The sequence below is a fragment of the Pseudemcibacter sp. genome (genome assembly GCF_965661635.1).
In the GTDB taxonomy this organism is placed as follows: Bacteria; Pseudomonadota; Alphaproteobacteria; order Sphingomonadales; family Emcibacteraceae; genus Pseudemcibacter.
Window position 1 is genome coordinate 1 of record NZ_CBFIEP010000128.1, and the last position, 22,962, is coordinate 22,962.

Genomic DNA, 22,962 nt, shown 5'->3' on the forward strand with positions numbered 1-22,962 from the left:
CCTTAACTTAGTTGTAACTTGAAAACGGTAGTGCCGGTTATCATAGATCGACTAAGGTCAAGCTATACCAAATAGAAACTGATTTAAAAAGGAGACTAGCAATGCTTAAACGTTATTTTGTGTCATTCAATTTTGCTGCGATTATTACTTTTGGTTTTTTCTATGCTATGTAATTATTAGTTTCTCAAGGAGAAGCAGAATTAAACAAGACTGATAAAGGAATTGTTATCAGATGCTCACCCGTAAGAGATCCGGTGGAAACAGTAAAAAGGGACAGGACAACCGAAAATCCTATTATTGAAGAAGTGCCAAAATTAGTAATTCCTCAACCTAGTGGAAGAGGCGCTAATCCACAATTACTAATTAGTGTAGCTAAAATTCCGATAGTGCCAAAAAAAACAGATATACAAATTTTACGATTATTGAAGGAGTTGAGCAACCGACCTTCCGTGTAGCTCGACAATATCCAACAAGGTATCTTGAAAACGGAACATAAGGATATGTAAGAGTAATGTTTACAGTGACAGCAAACGGCAATGTTAATGATGTAAAGGTTATAGTATCTAGTCACTCAGGGTTTGAAAGAAATGCGGTTAGAGCAGCTGAAAAGTTTAAATATAAGCCCAAGGTTGTCGATGGCATTGCGGTAGAAGTAAATGGTGTAACCAATTGAATAGAATTCAATCTCGAAAAATAAAATCATATAATTTTTAGAGGGCACTAAAAGCTCCCTTTGATCATATTAATCAAAAAGCTTTACAATCTTGATTGCTATAGAGAACTGCTTTATCTTGTTTGCTTATATAAATAGTTTTTATCATTATAAGATTATATCTTATCAGGAAATCATATGAATTTAGCAACGCATATTGTGCTTATATTAGGAAATATTATAATTTCTGTTTTTGCATCAATAGTAGCACTTAGCTCATATCCTGAAATGGGTTTATATATTTCATATGTCATTGGTGGTGGAGCTTTTCTTTTAGGCGCGCAAATTCATATTGTCTATGCAATCAAAGCCCGCAATGAAGATATAGAAGCGCGTTTACTAGCCCTTCACCAAGATAATCAGGTATATTTAGATGTGATTGAGCAAACAAAAGAAGAAACTTCGTTGCTCAAAGAACAAATTAAAGCCACTGATCATGGCAGTAATAAAGCAATAGTCAATGAAATGCGTTTGTTGCAAACGCTATTAAATCAGGTTGTTGAGAAATCGAGTAAATCATTTTCAAAAGTATTAAAAGAGCCGAATTCAGAATAAAACTCACACATCATAGAGCGTGAAGCGGATGAAATATTAAATATCATGCATTATGCGCTTGAAGATAATCGAATTGATTTATATCTTCAACCGATTGTATCTCTACCTGCACGCAAAGTAGTTCATTATGAAGCTTACTCAAGAGTAAGGGATGACCAAGGAGAGGTCATTTTTCCATCGCAATATATTAAACTAGCAGAAGATTCAGGTCTTGTGAGTACTCTTGATAATCTGTTGCTCTTTAGGTGCATACAAGTGATTAGACGTTTGGGTACACGCAAACCGAATATGCGCTTTTTCTGCAATATCTCTTCGGTTTCATTAAATGACAAAGACTTTTTCCCGCAATTTGTAGATTTCATGCTCGATAATCAAGAGCTTGCCGACAGATTGGTTTTTGAGTTTACGCAGCAAGACGTTCTTAGGCAACCAAATGAGATTTGGGGAAAGTTAGCGTCTCTTGGGAAAAAAGGATGCTGTTTTTCTATGGATAATGTTCATGTCTTAAAACATGATATTTCCGAATTAGCGGCAAGATATTTTCGTTATGTTAAAATTAGCTCTGATTTACTGCTTGGTGGAGATTTGGATATTGACAGGAATGATATTAAAGAAGCATATGCTCGCTTTGATATCGAATTGATAGCTGAAAAAATTGAAGCGGATAATAAGCTCGTTGAGATATTAGATTGCAGTATAGAGCGCGGGCAGGGATATCTTTTTGGTGAACCAGTATTGAGCAGTGATATAACAAGCAATCTTTAAATAAACCATTCTAAATATATTAAAGATTGCCAATTACTATATTATAAAAACTATGCGAACAGACTATCAATATCGTTCTGTGAAGTTTCTTCATTTTGATTGCTAGCGGGAATTTCCACTTCTGCATTAGCTGCTTTCTTTTCTTCCTGCTTACTTTCGACAACTTCGGGCGTTTCCGCTTCTTCCATATTATTTTCTGCTAAAAGATCGTCATTTTTGATTTCATCATCACTAGTTTCTAGGGCCATTTTCTTTAATGCAGGCCCTTCAGCCGGCGTTTCTTCAGAAATAGGTTCACTTGTTTCTGTTACATCGTCATTAAGTAATGAGTCTATCTCACCTTGATCAATGCCTTCTCCAGCTAATGCTGGGCCATTTAGTAGATCTTCGTCATTAGATTCACCATTTAATTCTCCGGTTTCCGGATCAATTATAGGTTTTGCTCCATTTGACGTAGAACTATCACTGGTAATGCCCAAAATAGAGATAAGTTTGTTAACACGGTCTTCAACATGATTTAAAGTTTTAACAACTTTGCTAATCCGCTGACCTGTGATGTCTTGAAATGAACAAGCTTCAAAGATTTTCATAACTTCGTCATTGATATGATTTTTATATTCATCAAAATCTTCAGTATCGAAACTCATTAAATCTTCGGCGGCTTGCATAATTGTGTCAGTTGCAGATTCAGTTGCTTCTACGATCGCATCAAGTTCCTGTCCAGCGCGAGGAATGCCCGCGCTATCATCATGATCGGGAGAGAGAGATGATATTTCAGCGCGAGCTTCTTCGATATAATCGGCTAAATCCTTGCATTCTTTATAAAGTGTCAGATCTATTGATTTAAAGTAACTTTCAAGCGACCGCATTAAAATTTCAGTTACAGCCGCCACATCAGGTTGTGCTATTGGCAGATGGTCGCCCGCTCGTAATCTATCTACAAGTGGCTCAATATGGTCTGGCAATAATCCTGATGACATTAAAATTCTCCAAGTACGCTAGTGAGCTTGGATTTAAGTGTCGCTGCATTAAAAGGTTTAACAATATAATTATTAACACCAGCTTTTTTGGCAGCAATTACGTTATCTGTTTTAGATTCTGCAGTTACCATAATGAAAGGAAGGGCCTTAAGCATATCATCAGAACGGACCTCTTTAAGGAGTTCGTACCCTGTCATAGGCTCCATGTTCCAGTCTGATATGACTAAATCGTAATTTTTAGAACGCAATTTATTTAGGGCTTCTGCGCCATCTGTTGCTTCATCAACATTGTGAAAGCCTAGTTGCTTAAGCAAATTACGAATAATTCTAAGCATTGTTTTATAATCATCTACTATTAAGATGGATAATGACATATCTACGGCCATTTTTTTCCCTGTCCTTATTTCTGTTTAACATTACTTAGCTGAGGTTATTTTCTCAGCGAATGTACATAATGTAGCCAGAGAGCCTAAAAAAAGAGTTAATAGAATGGAAAATGATGTAAATTTTATAAAAAGTAGATAAAATTTGTTCAAAAATACCCATAAAAATTACTGTAATAAATCACTTACATGGATTAGTGTGTAATTATATTTTTTCAATAATTGAAATGGCTAAAGTCCTACTACATGAAAATTATCAGACATCTTGATACTATTCCTGATGACGTCAGAGGATCTGTTGTTGTTCTTGGAAATTTTGATGGTTTCCATAAGGGCCACCAAAAAGTTATCGGCACGGCCGGAAGAATTGCGCATGAGATGGGTACCACACTTTCTGTGCTTAGTATGGAACCACACCCTCGATTATTTTTTAATCCTACCCAAAAAGAGTTTCGCCTAAATTCCTTCAAAACTAAAGCTCATCTTCTTGAAGAATTCGGTGTCGATCATTTCGTCGTTTTACTATTTGATAAAGAATTTGCATCTATGTCGGCGCAAGACTTTGTTATGGACTTGCTACTTAAAAAACTAGGAGTGCTTCATATCGTTGTGGGGTATGATTATTGCTTCGGTGCTGGTCGAGGGGGAGGGGTAAATGTTCTTGATTGGCTATCAAAACAAGAACAATTTGGTCTAACGGTTGTTAAAAAAGTGATGGATCAAGATCATACATATTCTTCAAGTAGTATTAGAACGATTATCGAATCCGGTGACGTGAGAAAAGCTGCTGAACGTTTAGGCCATTGGTGGCATATTGAAGGAGAAGTCAGGAAAGGTGATCAGCGCGGGCGTACTATTAATTTTCCCACAGCTAACATTTTTCTTGATGGATATATAGAGCCAAAATATGGTGTATATGCCGTAAGAGTAATTATTGAAGATGGTCCGCATCAAGGAACTTTGGATGCTATAGCGAATGTAGGTAGGCGCCCGACTTTTGATAAAGAAGACGTACTTTTAGAATGTCATATTTTTAATTTTTCACATGAAATTTATGAACAGTCTATTAAAGTAGAATTTGTTGATTTTATCAGAGAAGAAAAGAAGTTTGATGGATTAGAGGCCCTGAAAATTCAAATTGAAAAAGATTGCATAACGGCCAAAGAATTGCTTTCCAATTCAGAAAACCAACAATCCTATATTCCGGCACCAAAATTAGCCGATCACTTAAAGTAAAATAAGCTCGACATATAGGTGTTCTAATTGCTACATAGTGTAAAATTTTTATTTATATATATTAAGTGAAGACATGACCAAAGATTATCGCGATACCATATTCCTGCCTAAGACAGATTTCCCAATGAAAGGAAACCTGCCTAACCGTGAACCTCAGTGGCTAGAACGCTGGAACGATATTGGAATTTATGACCAAATTCGTGAACAGGCAAAAGGGCGTGAGAAATATATTCTTCATGACGGTCCTCCCTATGCTAACGGTAATATTCATATGGGTCATGCGATGAATAAAATTCTAAAGGATATCATCGTACGTACGCAACAGATGTCCGGTAAAGATGCGCCTTACGTCCCGGGTTGGGATTGTCATGGATTGCCGATCGAATGGATGATCGAAAAGAAATACAAAAACGCGGGCAAAAATAAAGATGAAGTTGATCCTGTAGAATTTCGAAAGGAATGTCGTGATTTTGCTTCAAAATGGGTAGGAGTTCAAAAGGAACAATTCCAAAGGCTTGGGATATTTGGTGATTGGGATAATCCATACTTAACCATGAAATATGAAAGTGAAGCACAAATTGTTCGCGAACTTTTAAAATTTTTGATGAACGGTGGTTTATATCGCGGTTCAAAGTCGATTATGTGGTCAGTTGTTGAGAAAACGGCTCTCGCAGAGGCTGAAATCGAATATATGGATCATACATCACATATGATTGATGTCGGTTTTAATGTTGTTAAGTCACCTGTTGAAGCGATTATAGGTTCGAAAATTGTCATTTGGACCACTACTCCGTGGACTATGCCTGGAAACCGCGGCATCGCTTATGGGAATGATTTTGATTATGTAGCAATTGAAGTCACAGAAGTGGCTGAAGAATCGCGTGTGAAAATTGGTGAAAAACTCGTTATCGCCAGAGCATTATTTGAAGAATTCTTTAAAAGAACAGGTATTACTGGATTTAAGGAATTCGCCGAATTTAAAGGAAATGAACTTGAAGGCACAATCTGCCACCATCCCTGGAATGGAAAAGGTTATGATTATGATGTACTTGTTGTCGAAGGTTTTCATGTAACTACCGATACTGGTACTGGCTTCGTTCACATCGCGCCTAGTCATGGCCAAGAAGACTATGAAGTTGGACAGCAGTTTGGTCTAGAAACGCCTTTCACTGTGGATGAAGGTGGCCTTTATTATGAAAATATTCCGATGTTTGCCGGCGAACATGTTTATAAGGTTCATGATCATGTATGTGAAGAACTAATGAATGTGGGCGCATTGTTAGCACGATCAAAACTCGTGCATAGCTATCCGCATAGTTGGCGTTCAAAAGCACCACTCATTTTCCGTAATACACCACAATGGTTTATTTCTATGGAAAACAATGACCTTCGTAAGAATGCTATGAAGGCAGTTGATAGTGTGCGCTGGGTTCCGGGTAATAGTAAAAATCGCATAAGTGCGATGGTTGAAGATCGTCCTGATTGGCTTATTTCTCGTCAACGTGCTTGGGGTGTGCCCATAACTGTTTTCGTTCATAAAGGAACAAATGAGCTTCTTAAAGATCAAGACGTTAATGAACGTATCGCTGCAGCGATAGAAAAATCTGGAGCGGACGCTTGGTATACAGAAGATGTTCAAGCAATTTTAGGTGATAAATATAACGCTAACGATTATGAGCAAGTAACAGACATTCTTGATGTATGGTTTGATAGTGGTTCAACGCATGCCTTTGTTATTGAAAAACGTGAAGACCTTGATCGTGGAGAAGGAAAGCGCAGTGCCGATCTGTATTTAGAGGGAACGGATCAACATCGCGGTTGGTTCCAATCTTCGCTACTCGAATCTTGTGGTACACGTGGTGACGCACCTTATGATCAGGTATTAACGCATGGATTTACCGTAGATAAAAACGGTAAAAAAATGTCTAAATCACTTGGAAATGGTGTTGACCCTCTTAAAATCATAAAACAATATGGTGCTGATATCTTGCGCCTTTGGGTTACATCGACAGATTATTTTAGCGAACATCGTATTGGTGATGAAATCATTAAAAACCAGGCTGAAGCATATCGCAAATTGCGAAATACAATGCGTTTCATGATTGGTAATCTTGCAGACTTTGACGAAGCAGAAATTCTTCCCTTTGATGAGTTGCCTGAATTAGAAAGATGGGTGCTTCATCGCCTGACTGAAGTTGAAGAAAAAGTGCGTAGCGGATTTGATGATTATAATTATCATCGCGTTTATAACGCGCTTTATAATTTCTGCGCGATTGATCTTTCAGCTTTTTATTTTGATATTCGTAAAGATGCGCTCTATTGCGATGCAAAAATGACAAACCGTCGTCGTGCAGCAAGAACCGTTCTGGATGAAGTGTTTAAAGCCGTGACAAAATGGTTTGCACCAATTTTAGCGTTTACTGCTGAGGAAATTTGGCAATCAAGATTTCCAAGTGAAAAGGACAGTGTGCATTTACAAACTTTTCATGACATAGCATCAAATTGGCGTGATGAAATCTTAGGCGTGAAATGGGAAAAAATAAGAACACTACGTAAAGTGGTCACAGGTGCTCTTGAGGTTGAACGTCGTGAAAAAAGAATTGGTTCTAGTCTGCAGGGTGCCGTTGATGTCTACGTAAAAGATGCTGATTATATTGCTGTAATGGATGGTATTGACCTGGCAGAAATAAGCATTACTTCATCAGCTAAATTGTTGCATGGTGAGGCACCAGATGGTGCCTTTACGATGGATGATACGGACGGTATTGCCGTAATCAGTACATTAGCAGAAGGCGGTAAATGTGAAAGATGTTGGCAAGTATTGCCAGAAGTTGGCACTATTGAAGGTCATGAAGATATCTGTAATCGCTGCGCAGACGCTGTTAAGGCCTTATAATTTATGATCCGTATTGGTGCCATATCAGCGCTTATCGCATTCTTACTCGATCGCGTAAGTAAATGGTGGTTCATAGATGTTTATGAATTACCTTTAAAAGGTACCGTCGAAATTTTGCCTATTTTTGATGTTGTAATGGTTTGGAATCGCGGTGTTAGTTTCGGTTTCCTATCAGCAAATGATGACTTAGGTCGTTGGACTTTAGTAGCCATGAACTTGGTGATCGTTGCGGTTCTTTTATATTGGTTAAAGTCGGCAAAAAATATAATGCTTTCGAGCGCAATAGGACTTGTTATTGGTGGCGCTTTTGGTAACATCTATGATCGGATAAAGTTTGGTGCTGTTGCTGATTTTTTCCAATTTCATTGGCAAGAGTGGTATTTTGCTGTTTTTAATGTAGCAGACAGTTTCATCTTTATTGGGGCTATGCTATTAATATTTAATTCTACATTTGGCAATGATGCTGATGATGATAAAGAAAAAGAGTAAGGTCGCTATTAATGAGAAATAATATACTGATTTTTGCAATAACAGTTATGACACTTGGACTTTTATCTGGTTGTAGTGGCAAAAGCTCACCGGATGAATTTCTAATTCTTAAAAACGCCCCTCTTTCAATGCCACCAGATTACCATCTAACGCCAGGTGGTCCGACTTCAGATATTGATGAAGTTGTCGATCCAAAGACAATCGCGCAAAGAGCACTTTTTGGTGTAGAACAGTGACACTCATCTAAAGTTACAAGGTGGGTGTACTTTTTAAAAAAGTTGAATTGGAGCTTACCACGTTGACCATTCGTCTGCTTTTAGAAAATACCATTAACCAAATTGCTGCTGGCGAGGTCATCGAGCGTCCTGCAAGTGCGGTAAAAGAGTTGGTGGAAAATTCAATTGACGCCGGTGCTAAGAATATAGATGTGGTCATGGTTGAAGGGGGGCGTAAGCTTATTCGTATAACTGATGATGGCCATGGAATGTCGCCCGATGAACTTGCTCTCGCTGTTGAGAGGCATGCGACTTCTAAGTTAAAAGAAGATGATCTTTCAGATATTAAAACTATGGGGTTTCGTGGTGAAGCCTTGCCTTCTATTGCATCAGTCAGTCGTTTTACGTTTAAAAGTCGTGCTGCTGGAAGTGATCAGGCTTGGAAAATAGAAATAGAAGGGGGTAAAAAAGGTGATGTTGAGCCAACAGCACTTGATTGCGGCTCTCAAGTCGAAGTGCGTGATTTATTTTATTCAACGCCGGCTCGATTAAAATTTCTAAAAACAGACCGAACAGAATTTTCACAAACACTTGATGTTATCAAACGCTTAAGTATGGCAAATCCTGATATTGCCTTTTCTTTATATGATAATGAAAGAAGAGCATTTCAGGTATCTGCAGCACAAGGAGAGTTACTTGACAGTCGTATACGCCGTCTTGGTGCGATCTTAGGCGCAGAATTTACTGAAAATGCTTTACCGATTAATGCAGAACGTGAATTAATGAAGTTAACAGGTTATGCCGGGCTGCCTACTTATAACCGTGGCAATGCGCAGCATCAGTATTTATTTGTCAATGGTCGTCCCGTTAAAGATAAACTTTTAAATGGTGCTGTCCGAGGTGCCTATATGGATTTTCTTGCTCGTAATCGGCATCCCGTTTTGGCCCTTTTCCTAGAGGTGCCAACCCATATGGTGGATGTGAATGTACATCCGGCCAAAGCAGAAGTTCGCTTTCGTGAAAGTGGTGTTGTACGTGGTTTAATTGTAGGTGCGCTTCGTCATGCATTATCAGAAGCAGGCCACCGAGCGTCGACCAGCGTATCAAATGCAGCACTTGGTTCTTTTACGCCTGAGGCAGGACGTTCTACCATGCCCTTTCATAGCGGAAGTGGACAGCAAAACTTTCAAATGCCACCAAGGCTGTCGGGTGAATTATCAGAAACGAGTAAATCATATTATGCCCCGTTAAGTGATAACCATTCTTCATTTACGCCGCCAATGGGTCGCAATGAAGAGCTAGAGCGTGAAACTTCTACTTCATTTGAAACACAACAGGATCTAACTCAGTTTCCTTTAGGGGCCGCTCGAGGTCAGCTCCATGAAACATATATCGTTTCGCAAACGGAGAATGGTATTATTATAGTTGATCAACACGCCGCACATGAACGACTTGTTTATGAACGTATGAAAAAACATATGACAGAAGGTCAGGTACCTAGGCAGGCACTATTATTGCCTGAAGTCGTAGAAATAGAAGAAGATGCTGTCGCACGATTGATGACGAGACAAGAAGAATTATCAAAGCTCGGCTTAATCTTTGACGCGTTTGGTGACGGTGCAATAGTTGTAAGAGAAGTACCTGCGCTTTTAGGGGATACGGATATTCATGGCTTAATTCGAGATCTGGCTGATGAATTAGCGGAATTAAATCAGGCACTTGCTTTAAAAGAAAAATTAGAAGAAGTGTGTAGTACAATGGCTTGTCACGGTAGTGTTCGTGCGGGAAGGCGCTTAGCAACTGCGGAAATGAACGCACTTTTACGTGAAATGGAAGCAACGCCCCATTCCGGGCAATGCAATCATGGTCGCCCGACGTATGTAGAACTAAAACTGGGTGATGTTGAGCGATTATTTGGTAGGCGTTAGATTGAGAATTCTAATATAGAGAAAGTAGCCTCACCCATCTTTCTCATTTTTATTTCTCTGAATTGATCGGGAATTTTTATGTCTTCATCAGATGCATATTCAATAACGGCTAATCCATCAGTACTAATTAAATTTTGATAAATAATGTTTTCCAAAGTCGGTAAGATAAGATTTTTTCGGTAAGGAGGGTCAATAAAAATTATACCATATTCGTGATCACGTTTTTGAATTTTTGTTCCGTCACTAGAAATAAAGGTGACATTATCAGGCTTACCTATCAAAGCACAATTATCTTTAATCAATTTCATTGATTTAAAGTTGTTATCGACAAATGTAACATGTTCGGCGTGGCGAGAGAGCGCTTCAATCCCTAGAGCGCCACTTCCTGCATATAAATCAAGAATTTTTGTTCCGTGAACGCCGCGCCCAGACCCGTGCTCTAACATATTAAAAAGTGTTTCCCGCATTCGGTCTGTTGTTGGTCTTATGTTATTATCAACTGGGGGGATTAATTTTTTGCCCCTGTATTTACCGCCAATAATTCTCATTTCTCAATTTTTTTACGCTGTTGTTTTTTACGCTTTGGCTTGGCATTTTTCTTTGGTTTGCTTTTTGCCCAACCCTTACCTTTTGTTTTTGGTTTTTCTTGCACTTGTATTTCGGGAATTTTTACATTTTGATCTTTAAAAAATTCTTTGCAATTAATAAGAAGTTCGTTTTTCGCAACTTCTTCGATGCTGCCGCGCTGCAAATTTTTTAGCTCAAATGGACCATATGATGTTCTTAGTAATCGTGTGACCGTCATACCGACATATTCAAGCAGTTTTCTAACTTCTCGGTTTTTACCTTCACGTATCTTAATGGTTAGCCATTGATTGACGCCTTCTTTACGTTCATCAAGTTCAATTTCGACTTTGCGGTAATTAACGCCTTCAATCGTCACGCCCTTGCTAATTTCTTCCAAGCGCTTATGGTGAAAACGTCCGTTTACCCTAACTCGGTAAGTGCGTACCCAGCCTGTTGATGGCAGTTCTAGCCATCTTGCGAGACCGCCATCATTAGTAAGAAGCAGAAGCCCTTCCGTGTTGAGATCCAGCCTCCCGACTGATATTACCCTAGGCATATTGGCTGGTAAAGCTTCGAATATTGTTGGTCGCCCTTCCGGATCAAAATAAGTGGTTAAGCGTCCAGTGGGTTTATGATAAATCCATAATTTTGCTGGTTCCGGCTCATCGACCTTTTGACCATCGACGGTTATTCCTTCAACCGATGTAATAAGTGTTGCGGGACTTTCAATAACTTGATCACCAATTTTGATCATGCGTGCTTCGATCATGCGTTCGACTGCACGCCTTGAGCCAACACCTGCTCGGGCTAGAACTTTAGCAATTCGCTCACCTTGCGGGCGGTTATCATTTTCATCATCTTCCATAATTCTGACACCATAGGGGAACTCTAGAAAAAAGCAATCTTTGCTTGACCTTTTTCCAATGCTATCTCAAGTTAATAATATGTCTTTATTTGATAATATGCATATGAGCCGCGCTCTTGAAGCCGCAAAGGAAGCTGCAGCAAGAGGAGAGGTGCCTGTTGGTGCGGTAATCGTACATGGACCAACCGATGAGGTATTATCAGTAGCATCAAACCGTGTATTGGAATTTAAAGATCCCACTGCGCATGCAGAACTATTAGCCATTAGAGAGGCGTGCAAGAAAATTAAAAGTGAACGGCTTGTTGATTGTGATCTTTACGTCACGTTAGAACCTTGTCCAATGTGTGCACAAGCGATATCATTTGCACGGATAAGGCGTCTTTATTATGCTGCCCCTGATGAAAAAGGCGGCGGTGTCGATCATGGTGCGATTGTATTTAATGCAAAAAGCTGTCATCATAAGCCAGAAATATATGGTGATATCATGGCTGCACCCGCAGTAAAAATATTAAAAGACTTTTTTAAGGAACGAAGATAGATGGAAGAAAATCCGATTTTGGATGTGGAAGTAAATCCAGCTTTGACCATGGATGAAATTCTGGCGCGCTTCAATGAAATATATGTTTCCGTCAAGGGATGGGCAGAAGTGAACTTATTCACTTATGAGAGCGTAATGCAATTAGGCGTTATAATTTCGCTCTATTTGATTTGCTCTTTTATATGCAGCCGCTTGAAACCATTCATGCATAAGGTACTGGAAAAAAGACCTTTTTACCAGAAAACAGAGCATTTCTGGATGGCATTATATTTACCAGTTCTGTGGTGGCTTTCAACTTTTGCTGCTTGGCAAATAACAGAAAGCTTAGGGTACCCTATAATATTGCTAAGGATGGCCAGCAGTTTAATTGCAGTATGGCTTGTGATCAGAGTCGTCAGTTTGATGATCGAGAGTGAATTTATATCTAAAATTATGCGCACTACGGTGTGGTTTCTTGCCATATTAAATATTTTTGGCCTTCTGACTCCTTTTATCGCTTTTTTAGACGAAACAAGTTTTACTATCGGCGGTAACACCCTAACACTTCTTGGCACTATTACGGGTATCATTAGTTCAATTGTCTTAATTTGGGCCGCCCTTTTCTTTTCAACATTTATAGAAAATAAGTTAAGAGACGCACCAAATGTAACGCCTTCGGCAAGGGTTTTACTCAGTAAAATATCACGTATCTTGCTTGTTGTTATGGCTTTTCTTTTCGCCATTTCTAGTATGGGCATTGACTTAACGGCCTTAGCGGTCTTTGGGGGCGCGATCGGTGTTGGACTTGGTTTCGGTCTTCAAAAGGTAGTCTCCAACTTTATCAGTGGTGTCATCCTGCTGTTAGACAAATCGATAAAACCTGGTGATGTGATTGAAATATCCGACACATATGGAAAAATTAATAAGCTTGCGGCACGTTATACCTCGGTTATCTCACGCGATGGTCGCGAACATTTAGTTCCTAACGAAGATATTATCACGCAACCCGTGATAAACTGGACTTTTTCAAATAATAGTGTAAGGCGACATTTACCTGTTAATGTGTCTTATAACTCGGATTTGGAAAAAGCGATGGATTTGATGCTGCGGGCAGCGAATGAAACATCGCGTGTTATTAAAAATCCTGAACCAAGGGTTTTAATTAAAAGTTTCGGTGATAATGGCGTTGATTTAGAATTGCGTATGTGGATAAGGGATAGTGAAAATGGCGTTTCTAATATTGCTAGTGATGTATATCTTTTGATTTGGAATAAATTTAACGAGGAAGGGATAGAGTTTCCGTACCCTCAACGTGATATTCATATTGTATCGATGCCTGAGAAAAATAACATTTTAAGTGAATAGCTTATTTTTTTTCTTTTAAAACTGTTTTTAAGAAGGTCATAAAAGTGGAGAAATTATGCTCAACTTCTTCCATGTGCTCTTTTAAATGGTCTATTTCTGCATGACGTTTTTCAAGGTTACGTTTTTCTAATTCATCTTCTAACTCTGTAATCGTTTCCCTAGTTTCTTTAATTAATTTATTAAGCTTTTTATTAGATATAGATTCGAAATTATCATTTAACATGTTATTCACCGATTAAAGTTGATTAGTTATGAATATAAGTAGCCCGGGTAAAATGAAAAACACTCCCACAATATAAAGCAGAGCTATCATTTTATTTTCACTAGCGGTGCGCGCCAACCATACTGCTCCGCGAATAGGTATTATTCTTAGGTTTTTTACTCCATAAATCAGCAATACGGCACTCGTGTTATAGATCAAATGAACCAGTGCAATTTGCAAGGCAAAAACGGCTGTCTCACCGGAGATCGCCGTCGCGGCAAGAAGTGCTGTGATCGTCGTGCCAATGTTGGCCCCTAGTGTAAATGGATATATCTGCTTCAATCGAAACACACCCGTTCCCGCCAATGGAACCATTAAGCTCGTGGTTGTAGAAGAGGATTGAACAAGAACGGTTATAACCGCACCTGAAAAAATTCCGGTAACAGGCCCCTTACCAATTGCGTTGTGCATGATGACTTTCGCACGGCCTACCATTAACTTCTTTAATAGCTTTCCAATGACCGTAATCGCGAGAAATATAATTCCAATGCCAAATACAATCAGCAGGTAATAGGCTATATTTTCAGAGATAGCGTTTGAAATGTTGGTAAATAAATCAATGACCGGTTTGGTTGCGGGCTTAATAAAGTTAAGTCCTTTAACACTCATATTTTCGCCACCGACGAACATTTCAGCAAAATAACCACCGACTTTAGAAAGTGGATGGAAAAATATTTCTATCGGCAAAAATATAGCTACAGCCATCACATTGAAAAAATCATGAACGGTTGCAGAGGCAAAAGCACGTCTGAATTCTTTTTTCTTTCTGACGTGACCCAAGCTTACAATCGTGTTGGTTATTGTCGTTCCGATATTAGCCCCCATAATCATAGGAACCGCCGTCTCAACGGGAAGCCCGCCTGCTACAAGTCCAACAATAATCGACGTAACCGTTGAAGATGACTGTATCATCGCCGTCGCCAGAATACCGATAATAAGGCCCGTGAAAGGATTGGTAGCAAACTGGAATAAATCGCTCGCTTGACCTTTGGTGGCCCCTTTAAAACCGGCCCCAATCATGCCAACAGAACTGATTAATAAATAAACCAAAACGGCAATAGTTAGCCATTGAATAACCGTTTTGAAAGTATGGTTTTTATCCGTCACATTTTCGGGTGCATTAGTCATTTTAAAGCCCAGAGTTTAAGCCGAGTGGGGTTCACAATAATTGTATATTTAAAGTTATGATACAAATGTGATGTCGTATTGAAATCAAATAAATATTAAACTTTTGTGACAGTTTTCAATAAGATTATTTTTGTTCCCGCTCTATCGCACGCCAACCTATATCTCTACGGCAGAAACCATAGGGCCAATCAATTTTATCAAGCGCATCATAAGCTGTCTTTTTTGCGTCAGTCACAGAATTATCTAGTGCGGTTACATTAAGAACACGCCCCCCTGTAGCGAGTATTTGTTCTCCGTCCTTTTTAGTCCCTGCATGGAAAATAACAACTTTATCTGATGATTCGGCTTCAACGAGGTTCTTGATCACAGTATTTTTCTCATATGATCCGGGATAACCATTTGCGGCCATTACAACATTCATGGCCGATTGCTGCTTCCATTTTATGTCAATTTGATCAAGCGTTCCATCAGAACAAGCCATAAGGGCAGGTACAATATCACTATCAAGACGCATCATAAGTGTTTGGCATTCAGGATCACCAAAGCGGACATTATATTCTATCAGTTCCGGCCCTTTATCGGTGATCATTAAACCGGCAAAAAACACTCCCTTAAATGGTGCTCCCTCTGCGCTCATACCTTTAACGGTTGGCATGATAATTTCATCAATAGTTCGCTTGATCATATTATCGTCCATCATTGGCGCAGGGGAGTAGGCGCCCATACCGCCCGTATTAGGTCCGGTATCTCCTTCACCTACTCTTTTATGATCTTGTGCTGTGCCAAAGGGAAGAATATTTTCTCCGTCACAAAGTACAAAGAAGCTTGCTTCTTCACCTGATAAAAATTCTTCAACAACAAGTTCGGCGCCAGCTTCGCCAAATTGACCACCCAAAATATCATCAATGGCATCAAATGCTTCGTCCATGGTTTCAGCGATAATTACCCCTTTACCAGCAGCTAAGCCGTCGGCTTTAATTACCACTGGAATATTCTGCTTTGCGGTAAACTCTTTTGCAGAAGCGGAATCGTTAAATCGGCCATATGCGGCTGTTGGAATATTGTATTTGGCACAAAGATCTTTTGTGAAACCTTTTGATCCTTCCAAAACAGATGCGGCAGCACTCGGGCCAAATGTTTTGATGCCTTCCGATGTTAAGCGGTCTGATAATCCTCTAACGAGCGGCGCTTCAGGACCGATTACTACAAATTCAATATTTTTTTCCCGGCAAAATGAAATAACTTCATCATGATTATTGTCATTTAAAGGAACGCACGTTGCGATGTCGCCCATGCCCCCATTGCCGGGAGCAACATATAGGTCATCACAAAGAGGAGACTGCGTAATTTTCCATGTTAATGAATGTTCGCGACCCCCAGAGCCAATAACCAAAATATTCATGCGCTATTTCCTTTTTAATTTGTTTTCTCTCTTGTATCATAGCGCGAATAAGAAGCAAGATGACAAACCCTGAAAAAATGTAAAATAAAAATAAATGACAGATTATCCTTATACTTCAAATAATTCCCCGACGAATGCGCATGAGTACTCAGTGACTGAGGTCAGCCTAGCACTGAAAAGAACCGTCGAAGATCAATTCGGGTATGTGAGAATCAGGGGAGAAATATCAGGATGTAAGCGTGCGGCGAGTGGTCATGTCTATTTAGCCTTAAAAGATGATAAGTCGGTTCTAGATGGAGTTATGTGGAAGGGTGTTGCTGGTAAATTAAATTTTCGCCCTGAAGATGGCCTAGAGGTTTTAGTAGCAGGAAAGCTTACCACCTATCCCGGGCGTTCAAAATATCAAATCGTAATCGATAAAATGGAAGTCGCCGGTGAAGGGGCGCTAATGGCACTTCTTGAAAAGCGTAAAAAAGAAATGGCTGCCGAAGGTTTGTTCGACCCTTCGCGAAAATTACTTATTCCCTATTTACCCAAAGTGATCGGTGTCGTGACGTCGCCAACGGGTTCAGTCATTAGAGATATTTTACACCGTCTTGCGGACCGTTTTCCAAGACATGTATTGGTATGGCCGGTCTTGGTTCAGGGCGAAGGAGCATCAAAACAAATTGCAGAAGCAATTGATGGTTTTAATGTGCTTGAAGAAGGGGGCGATATACCGCGACCAGATACATTAATTGTTGCGCGCGGCGGAGGTAGCCTTGAAGACCTATGGTGTTTTAATGAAGAAGACGTTATTCGAGCCGTCTCTCGTTCAAAAATACCGTTGATTTCAGCGGTTGGCCATGAAACGGATACGACACTTATTGATTTTGTGTCTGATTTTCGCTCACCAACGCCAACCGCTGCAGCAGAAAAGGCAGTGCCTGTTCGTGATGATTTGATTTATACTGTTCGTGATCTTGTAACTCGTCATGAAAAAGCCACAAGGCGTCTTATAAATGAACTTAAAGAACGCGTTGAAGGATTAGGTCGGGGCTTACCTAAACCCGCCGAACTTTTGGCGCTTTCTTCTCAACGCTTCGATGAATTAAGCGAACGTTTGCCGCGCGCATTAAAAGTCGGTGTAGAACGACATGCCGTTCGTTTAGAGGGCTTAAGCCGTTCGTTACGCCATGAAAGCATATTGGCTGAGGTTAGAAGGTCGAATGATCAACTTGATATTTTAAGTGATAGGATGACAAGAGCGATAGATACAAAATTAACGAAGACGCATGCTGAGTTTGATAGTCCGGCAAGGTTACTTGAAAGTTTAAGTTATCATAAGGTTCTTGAGCGTGGCTTCGCTGTTATTCGCGATGATAAAGGTAAGGCGATTAGTGACGGACAAAAAATTGCCAATGGGGCGACTTTAGGAATTGAATTGCGAGATGGCATTATTGATGCCGTTAGGACAAGGAAACCTAAACTGAAGCAAAAGAAGAAGCAGGATAAACCTGAGCAAGGCACGTTGTTATGAAAGTTTTAAGCGCAATATTATTTTTTATATTATCAATTCAGATTTCCTTCGCAGAAAACGATCTAGGCATTCCTGAACCACTGAAGCAAGGAGGTTTTTATGTCGGAAAAATAGCTATAGGGGATAAAGTCACGTTTCATGGTAAAAGAGTAAAAGTTTCTGAAGACGGATTTTTTGTATTTGGCCTTGGGCCTAAGTATAAATCGCAGGCCAATATTCGCGTTGATCATAAAGCTGGTGGTCATACAATGTATCATTTACCTGTTAAACCACACGATTATGATGTTGAGCAAATAAAGGGTTTACCACCAAAATATGTTACCCCACCAAAAGAAGTTCTTGAGCGTATTCGAACGGATGCTGCGGAAGTACGAAAGATTCGTACATTAGATAGTGATCTTCAAAACTTTCGTGAGGAAATGATTTGGCCCGTGGAGGGTAGAATTAGTGGTCGATTTGGTAATCACCGCGTCTATAATGGAAAACCTGGAAGTATGCATACTGGACTTGATATTGCGCCGGGGCAGGGTGCCTTAATTGTGGCACCATTAGGTGGTAAAGTGACGCTCGTTAGTGATCAATATTTAACGGGTAATACAATGGTCATAGATCATGGCCATGGAATTAGTAGCGTATATGCCCATATGGAAAACACTATTGCTAAAGAAGGGCAAATTGTGAAACAAGGTGATCCAATTGGTACAGTAGGAATGACGGGTCGAGCCACCGGGCCACATCTACATTGGGGTATGAATTGGTACGGCGAGAGGTTGAATGCCGGTATCGCGCTAGGGATTGAATAAAAGGTAATAAAATGAATATTAGAAATATTATTGCGGTTTTTTTAAGCTTGTTTCTTTGCGCGCAAATTTCAAATGCGCAGTCAAATATCTTTAAAGGTGATTTCGAGGCAAATGCGAAATTAATTAGCGATTATCGTTTTCGTGGTGTTTCCAGAACAAGTAATGATTTTGCCGTACAGGGTGGTGTTGATTTTTATTCTGATACAGGTCTCTATACAGGCGTTTGGGCATCAAATGTTGATGGATTTAATGGCGCTGACGCAGAAGCAAATCTTTATCTTGGATATAGTGGTGAAGCCAAGGGATTTATTTATGATTTTGGTGCAACAGCCTATCTTTTCCCTGGCGGAAGTAACGTAAACCATATTGAAACATACGGTTCAATTGGTATAGACTTTGGATTACTAACAAGCTCTGTGGGGCTTGCGTATATGCCTAACCAAGGTAATTTGGGCGATAATGATAATATTTATCTTTATAATGATACAAAGTTTTACGTACCTGATACGCCTTTTAGTATTGATCTGCATCTTGGCTTCGAAGATGGTGCAATTGGCGGCAGCAAAAAAGTTGATTGGAAAATTGGGACAAGTGTCAGTTTTGAAAATTTCGAACTTGGTATAGCCTATGTTGATACAAATAAAAATAATCTAGGCCAAAGATCAGATAGTGGTGTTCTATTTAGTGTAGCAGCGTATTTCTAGATTTATTTAAAAATAGAAATACAAAAGACGTATAGTTAGATGGATATTAAAAACAATTCTTCACAATTAAAAGTCAGTTTATCGCAATCCATTTTGTCTATTCAGCTGAATCGCCCAGATAAAATGAATTCATTTACTTTTGAAATGTATCGTTCGCTTGCCGAAATAATTAAAGAAGCCGATAAATAAGATGACGTTAGAGTGTTTTTGCTTTCTGGAAGCGGTGGAAATTTCTCTGCGGGAAACGATATTAAAGATTTTGTCACCGTAGTAGAAGAAAAGGGAATGTCACGTGATCATGATGCGCCCACATTTATTGATGTGATGCGCAATTTCTCAAAACCTGTTATTGCTGCTGTTGATGGGTTTGCGGTTGGAATTGGGGTGACATTATTATTATATTGTGATTTGGTCTATGCTAGCAAAGATGCCAAATTTCGCATACCTTTTACGCAACTTGGATTATGTTCAGAAGCTGCGGCCAGTTATATCTTGCCAAAAATGATGGGCCGCGCACGTGCGGCGGAATGGTTATTGTTGGGAGAGGTTGTTAGTGCCGATCATGCTTTAAAAGATGGAATTTTAACTCAAATAGTTGAAAAGCCCGTTGATATTGCATTAGAAAAAGCGAAAATATTAAGTGGATTATCACCAATGGCGATAAAAGAAACGAAGCGTTTAATGACGTTTAATAATGAAATTCTTAAACACACTTTCGATGATGAAATGAAGGTATTTTCACAATGCCTTGAAAGTGTAGAGGCGCTCCAAGCATTTGAAAAGTTTCTTAAAAAATAAATTTTTTGAACTAACTTCCAGCAAGCATCATTTTTTCTATACGAATGGTTGGGGCATCGGTGCCGTATTTGATCTCTAAATCATCGGCTGGTGTCATTTGCATATACATTTCTTTTAAGTTGCCGGCGATGGTTATTTCATTAACAGGATGGGTTAAAATACCGTCCTTTATCCAGAAACCACTTGCACCTCGGCTGTAATCACCGGTGATGCCGTTCACTGAACTACCAATTAGTTCTGTTACATAAAATCCGTCTTTAATATCACTGAGCAAGTCTTTTGGACTGATTGCGCCAGCTTCCATAAATAAGTTTGTCGTTGATGGCGACGGCGGACTTGATGTTCCTCGGCTAGCACGACCGTTTGAGATAAGTTCAAGCTGACGCGCGCTTGTGCTGTCTAAAACCCAGTTTTGCAAGTATCCCTCTTTTACGATTGCGAGCGGTGCGTTTTTTACACCTTCGCCGTCAAAGGGGCGTGATGATGGCCCACGTAAAATGTGCGGATTATCAGTAATGTTAATATTTTCAGGAAAAATCTTTTTTTCCATCATATCAAGCAAGAAGCTTGTACCGCGCGCGATCGCACTTCCATTAATTGCACCAGCGAGATGCCCTACAAGAGTTCTTGAAACACGCGGATCAAAAACAACAGGAATTTCACAACTTTCTGCTTTTTGTGGGTTTAGTTTTTTTAATGTTCGCTCCGCAGCTTCGCGAGCGATTTTATAAGGACTTTCTAAATCTTCAAAATGGCGGCGGGATGTCCACGCATAATCCCTTTCCATTTTAGTACCTTCGCCAGCAATAACTGAAATACTACAGCCATAATTGCTTGATTGGTAATGACCCAAAAAACCATCCGTATTGGAAAGCATAATTTCAGCTTTACTAATGCTTGCACTTGCCCCTTCGGAATTGGTAATTCCATCAGTCTCTAATGCATGGGCTTCTGCTTCGGCAGCCATATCTTGTAATTCTTGGTCGCTTAATGCTCGGTCATCACATAAATCTAATTCCAGAAGATCACCGAAAGCAAGAAGTTCACGACTAGCCAACCCTGAATATGGGTCCTCTGGGGTGTTCTTAGCCATATCAAGGGCGCGTTCTACAAGTTGATCCAATGTTTTTTCTGACATATCACTTGAAGAAACGATCGCTTGATTTTTACCGATAATAACGCGAAGACCAAGGTCAGAATTTTCAGAACGTTCAACATCTTCTAGTTTTCCCAAACGCCAGGAAACGGCATTTGATTTCCCAGTGAAAAATACGGCATCCGCTTGATCAGCACCGGCTTTTTTCGCTTTTGTGACCAGATCGCTTAAGCTCTCAGGAGACATTGAATTATTATCGCTCATTATTTTTTCACTTTATGTTTAATTTTGACCATTTTTCATCAACAGTTTTGATAATGTCATCATCCATTTCTATCATCTCACCCCATTCACGGTTGGTTTCACCTTCCATTTTATTGGTGGCATCTAAACCGATTTTTCCACCAAGCCCCGAAACGGGTGAGGCAAAATCAAGATAATCTATGGGGGTGTTCTCAGTTAAGGTGACATCGCGAACAGGATCCATGCGGGTCGACATTGCCCAGATTACTTCCTTCCAGTCGCGTGCATCGATATCATCGTCGACCACAATGACAAATTTTGTATATATAAATTGTCTTAAAAACGACCATACACCCATCATCACACGCTTGGCATGTCCTGCGTATGCTTTTTTCATCGATACAACGGCAACCCGGTAAGAGCAGCCCTCTGGCGGTAACCAGAAATCGACAATTTCTGGGAACTGTTGCTGCAATAATGGTATAAAAACCTCGTTCAGTGCTTCACCTAGGATGGCGGGCTCATCCGGTGGCTTGCCTGTATAGGTAGATAAATAAATGGGGTCTTTGCGTCTTGTAACGGCCGTTGCCGTAAAGACGGGAAATTTCTCAACGCTGTTATAATAGCCAGTGTGATCTCCAAATGGGCCTTCGTCCTGATAATCATCCAGTGAAACATGACCTTCAATAACGATTTCCGCAGTTGCAGGAACTTTAAGCGGAACTGTTTTACAATCAACGAGCTCAGTTTTCTTACCGCGCAATAGTCCTGCAAACTGATATTCACTTAATGTATCTGGAACAGGTGTAACAGCACCTAATATTGTTGCGGGATCAGCACCAAGCACAATTGCTACTGGTAAAGGTTCCGATTTTTCATTTTTCCATCGGCGGTGATGTTGTGCTCCGCCACGATGCTTAAGCCAGCGCATCAATGTTTGCTTCTTATTTAAATACTGCATCCGGTAAATGCCGAGGTTAAAATCATCCTCGCGTAATTTACCAGGCCCTTTTGATACAACCAGTGGCCATGTAATGAGCGGCCCCGCATCATTTGGCCAGCACTTCTGAATAGGAAGTTCAGAAAGATCGATATCGTCGCCCATCATAACAACCTCATGCACTGGGGCATTTTTGACTGTTTTAGGACGCATCGTCATCGCTTTTTTTAGCATCGGAAGTTTGTCCAAGGCATCTTTAAAGCCGTTTGGTGGCTCTGGTTGCCTTAACTCTGCTAATGTGTGGCCGATATTGCGTAAATCTTCTGGCTTCGCGTCTATCCCTAAAGCAACACGCTCAACGGTTCCAAATAGATTGGCAAGCACAGGCATTGTCGCCTTGCTACCGTCGCATTTAATTGCATTTTCAAAAAGCAGAGCTGGACCGCCGTCATTTAAAACGCGACAACCAATTTCTGTCATTTCAAGGTCAGTTGAAACGGGTTCAGAAATACGAACCAGTTTCCCATTTTTCTCAAGATAGGAGATGAAATCTCTTAGTGATGAATATGCCATGACTTCTTATAAGAGATAACA

General features: G+C 39.9%; 22 protein-coding genes and 1 pseudogene. 14 read left to right on the forward strand and 9 right to left on the reverse strand.

The genetic code is table 11. The features are described from left to right. Positions 1–508 precede the first annotated feature (508 nt). The 3 genes and pseudogenes from ACTF6W_RS08350 to ACTF6W_RS08360 form a co-directional block, all read left to right on the forward strand. Positions 509–673, forward strand: a pseudogene (locus ACTF6W_RS08350) (energy transducer TonB); the annotation flags it as partial. 177 nt (positions 674–850) lie between these two features. Then, a complete protein-coding gene (locus tag ACTF6W_RS08355) occupies positions 851–1,267 on the forward strand; it encodes a hypothetical protein (RefSeq protein ID WP_438994086.1) in 417 nt (138 codons plus the stop codon). 45 nt (positions 1,268–1,312) lie between these two features. After that, positions 1,313–2,032, forward strand: coding sequence for an EAL domain-containing protein (locus ACTF6W_RS08360; RefSeq protein ID WP_438994087.1), 720 nt, complete (start codon positions 1,313–1,315; stop codon positions 2,030–2,032). A 50-nt stretch (positions 2,033–2,082) separates the two neighbouring features. On the opposite strand, the gene ACTF6W_RS08365 is transcribed toward ACTF6W_RS08360, so the two are convergent. Further along, positions 2,083–3,012: a protein phosphatase CheZ gene (locus ACTF6W_RS08365; RefSeq protein ID WP_438994088.1), complete on the reverse strand. Its 930-nt coding sequence runs from the start codon at positions 3,010–3,012 to the stop codon at positions 2,083–2,085. After that, positions 3,012–3,398 (reverse strand): response regulator, encoded by a 387-nt coding sequence (locus ACTF6W_RS08370; protein ID WP_438994089.1) that lies wholly within the window; start codon positions 3,396–3,398, stop codon positions 3,012–3,014. The genes ACTF6W_RS08365 and ACTF6W_RS08370 overlap by 1 nt, the downstream gene beginning before the upstream one ends. Positions 3,399–3,641: 243 nt before the next feature. On the opposite strand from ACTF6W_RS08370, the gene ACTF6W_RS08375 reads away from it, so the two are divergent. From ACTF6W_RS08375 to mutL, 5 genes are all read left to right on the forward strand, one after another. After that, entirely contained in the window at positions 3,642–4,631 is a 990-nt protein-coding gene (locus tag ACTF6W_RS08375) for a bifunctional riboflavin kinase/FAD synthetase (RefSeq protein WP_438994090.1), read from the forward strand. 73 nt (positions 4,632–4,704) lie between these two features. Further along, positions 4,705–7,527 carry an isoleucine--tRNA ligase gene (ileS, locus tag ACTF6W_RS08380; RefSeq protein WP_438994091.1) on the forward strand — a complete coding sequence of 941 codons (2,823 nt, stop codon included), beginning with the start codon at positions 4,705–4,707 and terminating at the stop codon, positions 7,525–7,527. Between the two features lie 3 nt (positions 7,528–7,530). Then, complete coding sequence (gene lspA / locus ACTF6W_RS08385) at positions 7,531–8,016, forward strand: signal peptidase II (protein WP_438994092.1); 486 nt, start codon at positions 7,531–7,533, stop codon at positions 8,014–8,016. A gap of 11 nt (positions 8,017–8,027) precedes the next feature. Continuing rightward, a complete protein-coding gene (locus tag ACTF6W_RS08390; protein ID WP_438994093.1) occupies positions 8,028–8,252 on the forward strand; it encodes a DUF3035 domain-containing protein in 225 nt (74 codons plus the stop codon). Positions 8,253–8,314: 62 nt separating this feature from the next. After that, positions 8,315–10,159: a DNA mismatch repair endonuclease MutL gene (gene mutL, locus ACTF6W_RS08395; protein ID WP_438994094.1), complete on the forward strand. Its 1,845-nt coding sequence runs from the start codon at positions 8,315–8,317 to the stop codon at positions 10,157–10,159. On the opposite strand, the gene rsmD is transcribed toward mutL, so the two are convergent. Then, the gene (gene rsmD / locus ACTF6W_RS08400; RefSeq protein WP_438994095.1) at positions 10,156–10,707 is read right to left on the reverse strand and encodes a 16S rRNA (guanine(966)-N(2))-methyltransferase RsmD; all 552 of its coding nucleotides are present in this window, start codon (positions 10,705–10,707) and stop codon (positions 10,156–10,158) included. The genes mutL and rsmD overlap by 4 nt on opposite strands. Further along, entirely contained in the window at positions 10,704–11,591 is an 888-nt protein-coding gene (locus ACTF6W_RS08405; RefSeq protein ID WP_438994096.1) for a pseudouridine synthase, read from the reverse strand. Before ACTF6W_RS08405 ends, rsmD begins: the two co-directional genes overlap by 4 nt. 79 nt (positions 11,592–11,670) lie before the next feature. Between ACTF6W_RS08405 and ACTF6W_RS08410 the strand changes: the two genes are divergently transcribed. Both ACTF6W_RS08410 and ACTF6W_RS08415 read left to right on the forward strand, forming a co-directional pair. Next, positions 11,671–12,129 (forward strand): nucleoside deaminase, encoded by a 459-nt coding sequence (locus ACTF6W_RS08410; protein ID WP_438994097.1) that lies wholly within the window; start codon positions 11,671–11,673, stop codon positions 12,127–12,129. Then, positions 12,130–13,473, forward strand: a complete 1,344-nt coding sequence (locus ACTF6W_RS08415) for a mechanosensitive ion channel family protein (RefSeq protein WP_438994098.1) — start codon at positions 12,130–12,132, stop codon at positions 13,471–13,473. 1 nt (position 13,474) lies between these two features. Here ACTF6W_RS08415 and ACTF6W_RS08420 read toward each other — a convergent pair whose 3' ends face one another. The 3 genes from ACTF6W_RS08420 to purD all read right to left on the reverse strand — a co-directional run bounded on the left by ACTF6W_RS08420 (position 13,475) and on the right by purD (position 16,265). Next, the gene (locus ACTF6W_RS08420; RefSeq protein ID WP_438994099.1) at positions 13,475–13,696 is read right to left on the reverse strand and encodes a hypothetical protein; all 222 of its coding nucleotides are present in this window, start codon (positions 13,694–13,696) and stop codon (positions 13,475–13,477) included. Positions 13,697–13,708: 12 nt separating this feature from the next. After that, complete coding sequence (locus ACTF6W_RS08425) at positions 13,709–14,863, reverse strand: Na/Pi symporter (RefSeq protein WP_438994100.1); 1,155 nt, start codon at positions 14,861–14,863, stop codon at positions 13,709–13,711. 124 nt (positions 14,864–14,987) lie between these two features. Next, positions 14,988–16,265, reverse strand: coding sequence for a phosphoribosylamine--glycine ligase (purD, locus tag ACTF6W_RS08430; RefSeq protein WP_438994101.1), 1,278 nt, complete (start codon positions 16,263–16,265; stop codon positions 14,988–14,990). A gap of 94 nt (positions 16,266–16,359) precedes the next feature. On the opposite strand from purD, the gene xseA reads away from it, so the two are divergent. From xseA to ACTF6W_RS08450, 4 genes are all read left to right on the forward strand, one after another. Next, complete coding sequence (gene xseA, locus ACTF6W_RS08435) at positions 16,360–17,784, forward strand: exodeoxyribonuclease VII large subunit (RefSeq protein WP_438994102.1); 1,425 nt, start codon at positions 16,360–16,362, stop codon at positions 17,782–17,784. Further along, positions 17,781–18,587, forward strand: a complete 807-nt coding sequence (locus ACTF6W_RS08440) for a M23 family metallopeptidase (protein WP_438994103.1) — start codon at positions 17,781–17,783, stop codon at positions 18,585–18,587. The genes xseA and ACTF6W_RS08440 overlap by 4 nt, the downstream gene beginning before the upstream one ends. A gap of 11 nt (positions 18,588–18,598) precedes the next feature. Further along, positions 18,599–19,291 carry a TorF family putative porin gene (locus ACTF6W_RS08445; RefSeq protein WP_438994104.1) on the forward strand — a complete coding sequence of 231 codons (693 nt, stop codon included), beginning with the start codon at positions 18,599–18,601 and terminating at the stop codon, positions 19,289–19,291. Between the two features lie 201 nt (positions 19,292–19,492). After that, positions 19,493–20,089 (forward strand): enoyl-CoA hydratase-related protein, encoded by a 597-nt coding sequence (locus tag ACTF6W_RS08450; RefSeq protein ID WP_438994105.1) that lies wholly within the window; start codon positions 19,493–19,495, stop codon positions 20,087–20,089. A 10-nt stretch (positions 20,090–20,099) separates the two neighbouring features. Here the strand turns inward: ACTF6W_RS08450 and ACTF6W_RS08455 are convergent, their stop codons facing one another. Next, entirely contained in the window at positions 20,100–21,449 is a 1,350-nt protein-coding gene (locus ACTF6W_RS08455; protein WP_438994106.1) for a TldD/PmbA family protein, read from the reverse strand. A gap of 7 nt (positions 21,450–21,456) precedes the next feature. Continuing rightward, positions 21,457–22,941, reverse strand: a complete 1,485-nt coding sequence (locus ACTF6W_RS08460; protein WP_438994107.1) for a UbiD family decarboxylase — start codon at positions 22,939–22,941, stop codon at positions 21,457–21,459. Positions 22,942–22,962 lie beyond the last annotated feature (21 nt).

What these genes read in the sequence shown, in the direction of transcription:
- ACTF6W_RS08370 (WP_438994089.1), bottom strand. Translation starts at nt 3,398, where the DNA reads ATGGCCGTAGATATGTCATTATCCATCTTAATAGTAGATGATTATAAA.
- ACTF6W_RS08360 (WP_438994087.1), top strand. Translation starts at nt 1,313, where the DNA reads ATGCATTATGCGCTTGAAGATAATCGAATTGATTTATATCTTCAACCG.
- lspA (WP_438994092.1), top strand. Translation starts at nt 7,531, where the DNA reads ATGATCCGTATTGGTGCCATATCAGCGCTTATCGCATTCTTACTCGAT.
- ACTF6W_RS08445 (WP_438994104.1), top strand. Translation starts at nt 18,599, where the DNA reads ATGAATATTAGAAATATTATTGCGGTTTTTTTAAGCTTGTTTCTTTGC.
- ACTF6W_RS08455 (WP_438994106.1), bottom strand. Translation starts at nt 21,449, where the DNA reads ATGAGCGATAATAATTCAATGTCTCCTGAGAGCTTAAGCGATCTGGTC.
- ACTF6W_RS08425 (WP_438994100.1), bottom strand. Translation starts at nt 14,863, where the DNA reads ATGACTAATGCACCCGAAAATGTGACGGATAAAAACCATACTTTCAAA.
- ACTF6W_RS08460 (WP_438994107.1), bottom strand. Translation starts at nt 22,941, where the DNA reads ATGGCATATTCATCACTAAGAGATTTCATCTCCTATCTTGAGAAAAAT.
- ACTF6W_RS08405 (WP_438994096.1), bottom strand. Translation starts at nt 11,591, where the DNA reads ATGGAAGATGATGAAAATGATAACCGCCCGCAAGGTGAGCGAATTGCT.
- ileS (WP_438994091.1), top strand. Translation starts at nt 4,705, where the DNA reads ATGACCAAAGATTATCGCGATACCATATTCCTGCCTAAGACAGATTTC.
- rsmD (WP_438994095.1), bottom strand. Translation starts at nt 10,707, where the DNA reads ATGAGAATTATTGGCGGTAAATACAGGGGCAAAAAATTAATCCCCCCA.
- ACTF6W_RS08410 (WP_438994097.1), top strand. Translation starts at nt 11,671, where the DNA reads ATGTCTTTATTTGATAATATGCATATGAGCCGCGCTCTTGAAGCCGCA.
- ACTF6W_RS08375 (WP_438994090.1), top strand. Translation starts at nt 3,642, where the DNA reads ATGAAAATTATCAGACATCTTGATACTATTCCTGATGACGTCAGAGGA.
- purD (WP_438994101.1), bottom strand. Translation starts at nt 16,265, where the DNA reads ATGAATATTTTGGTTATTGGCTCTGGGGGTCGCGAACATTCATTAACA.
- ACTF6W_RS08355 (WP_438994086.1), top strand. Translation starts at nt 851, where the DNA reads ATGAATTTAGCAACGCATATTGTGCTTATATTAGGAAATATTATAATT.
- ACTF6W_RS08420 (WP_438994099.1), bottom strand. Translation starts at nt 13,696, where the DNA reads ATGTTAAATGATAATTTCGAATCTATATCTAATAAAAAGCTTAATAAA.
- xseA (WP_438994102.1), top strand. Translation starts at nt 16,360, where the DNA reads ATGACAGATTATCCTTATACTTCAAATAATTCCCCGACGAATGCGCAT.
- ACTF6W_RS08440 (WP_438994103.1), top strand. Translation starts at nt 17,781, where the DNA reads ATGAAAGTTTTAAGCGCAATATTATTTTTTATATTATCAATTCAGATT.
- ACTF6W_RS08365 (WP_438994088.1), bottom strand. Translation starts at nt 3,012, where the DNA reads ATGTCATCAGGATTATTGCCAGACCATATTGAGCCACTTGTAGATAGA.
- ACTF6W_RS08390 (WP_438994093.1), top strand. Translation starts at nt 8,028, where the DNA reads ATGAGAAATAATATACTGATTTTTGCAATAACAGTTATGACACTTGGA.
- ACTF6W_RS08415 (WP_438994098.1), top strand. Translation starts at nt 12,130, where the DNA reads ATGGAAGAAAATCCGATTTTGGATGTGGAAGTAAATCCAGCTTTGACC.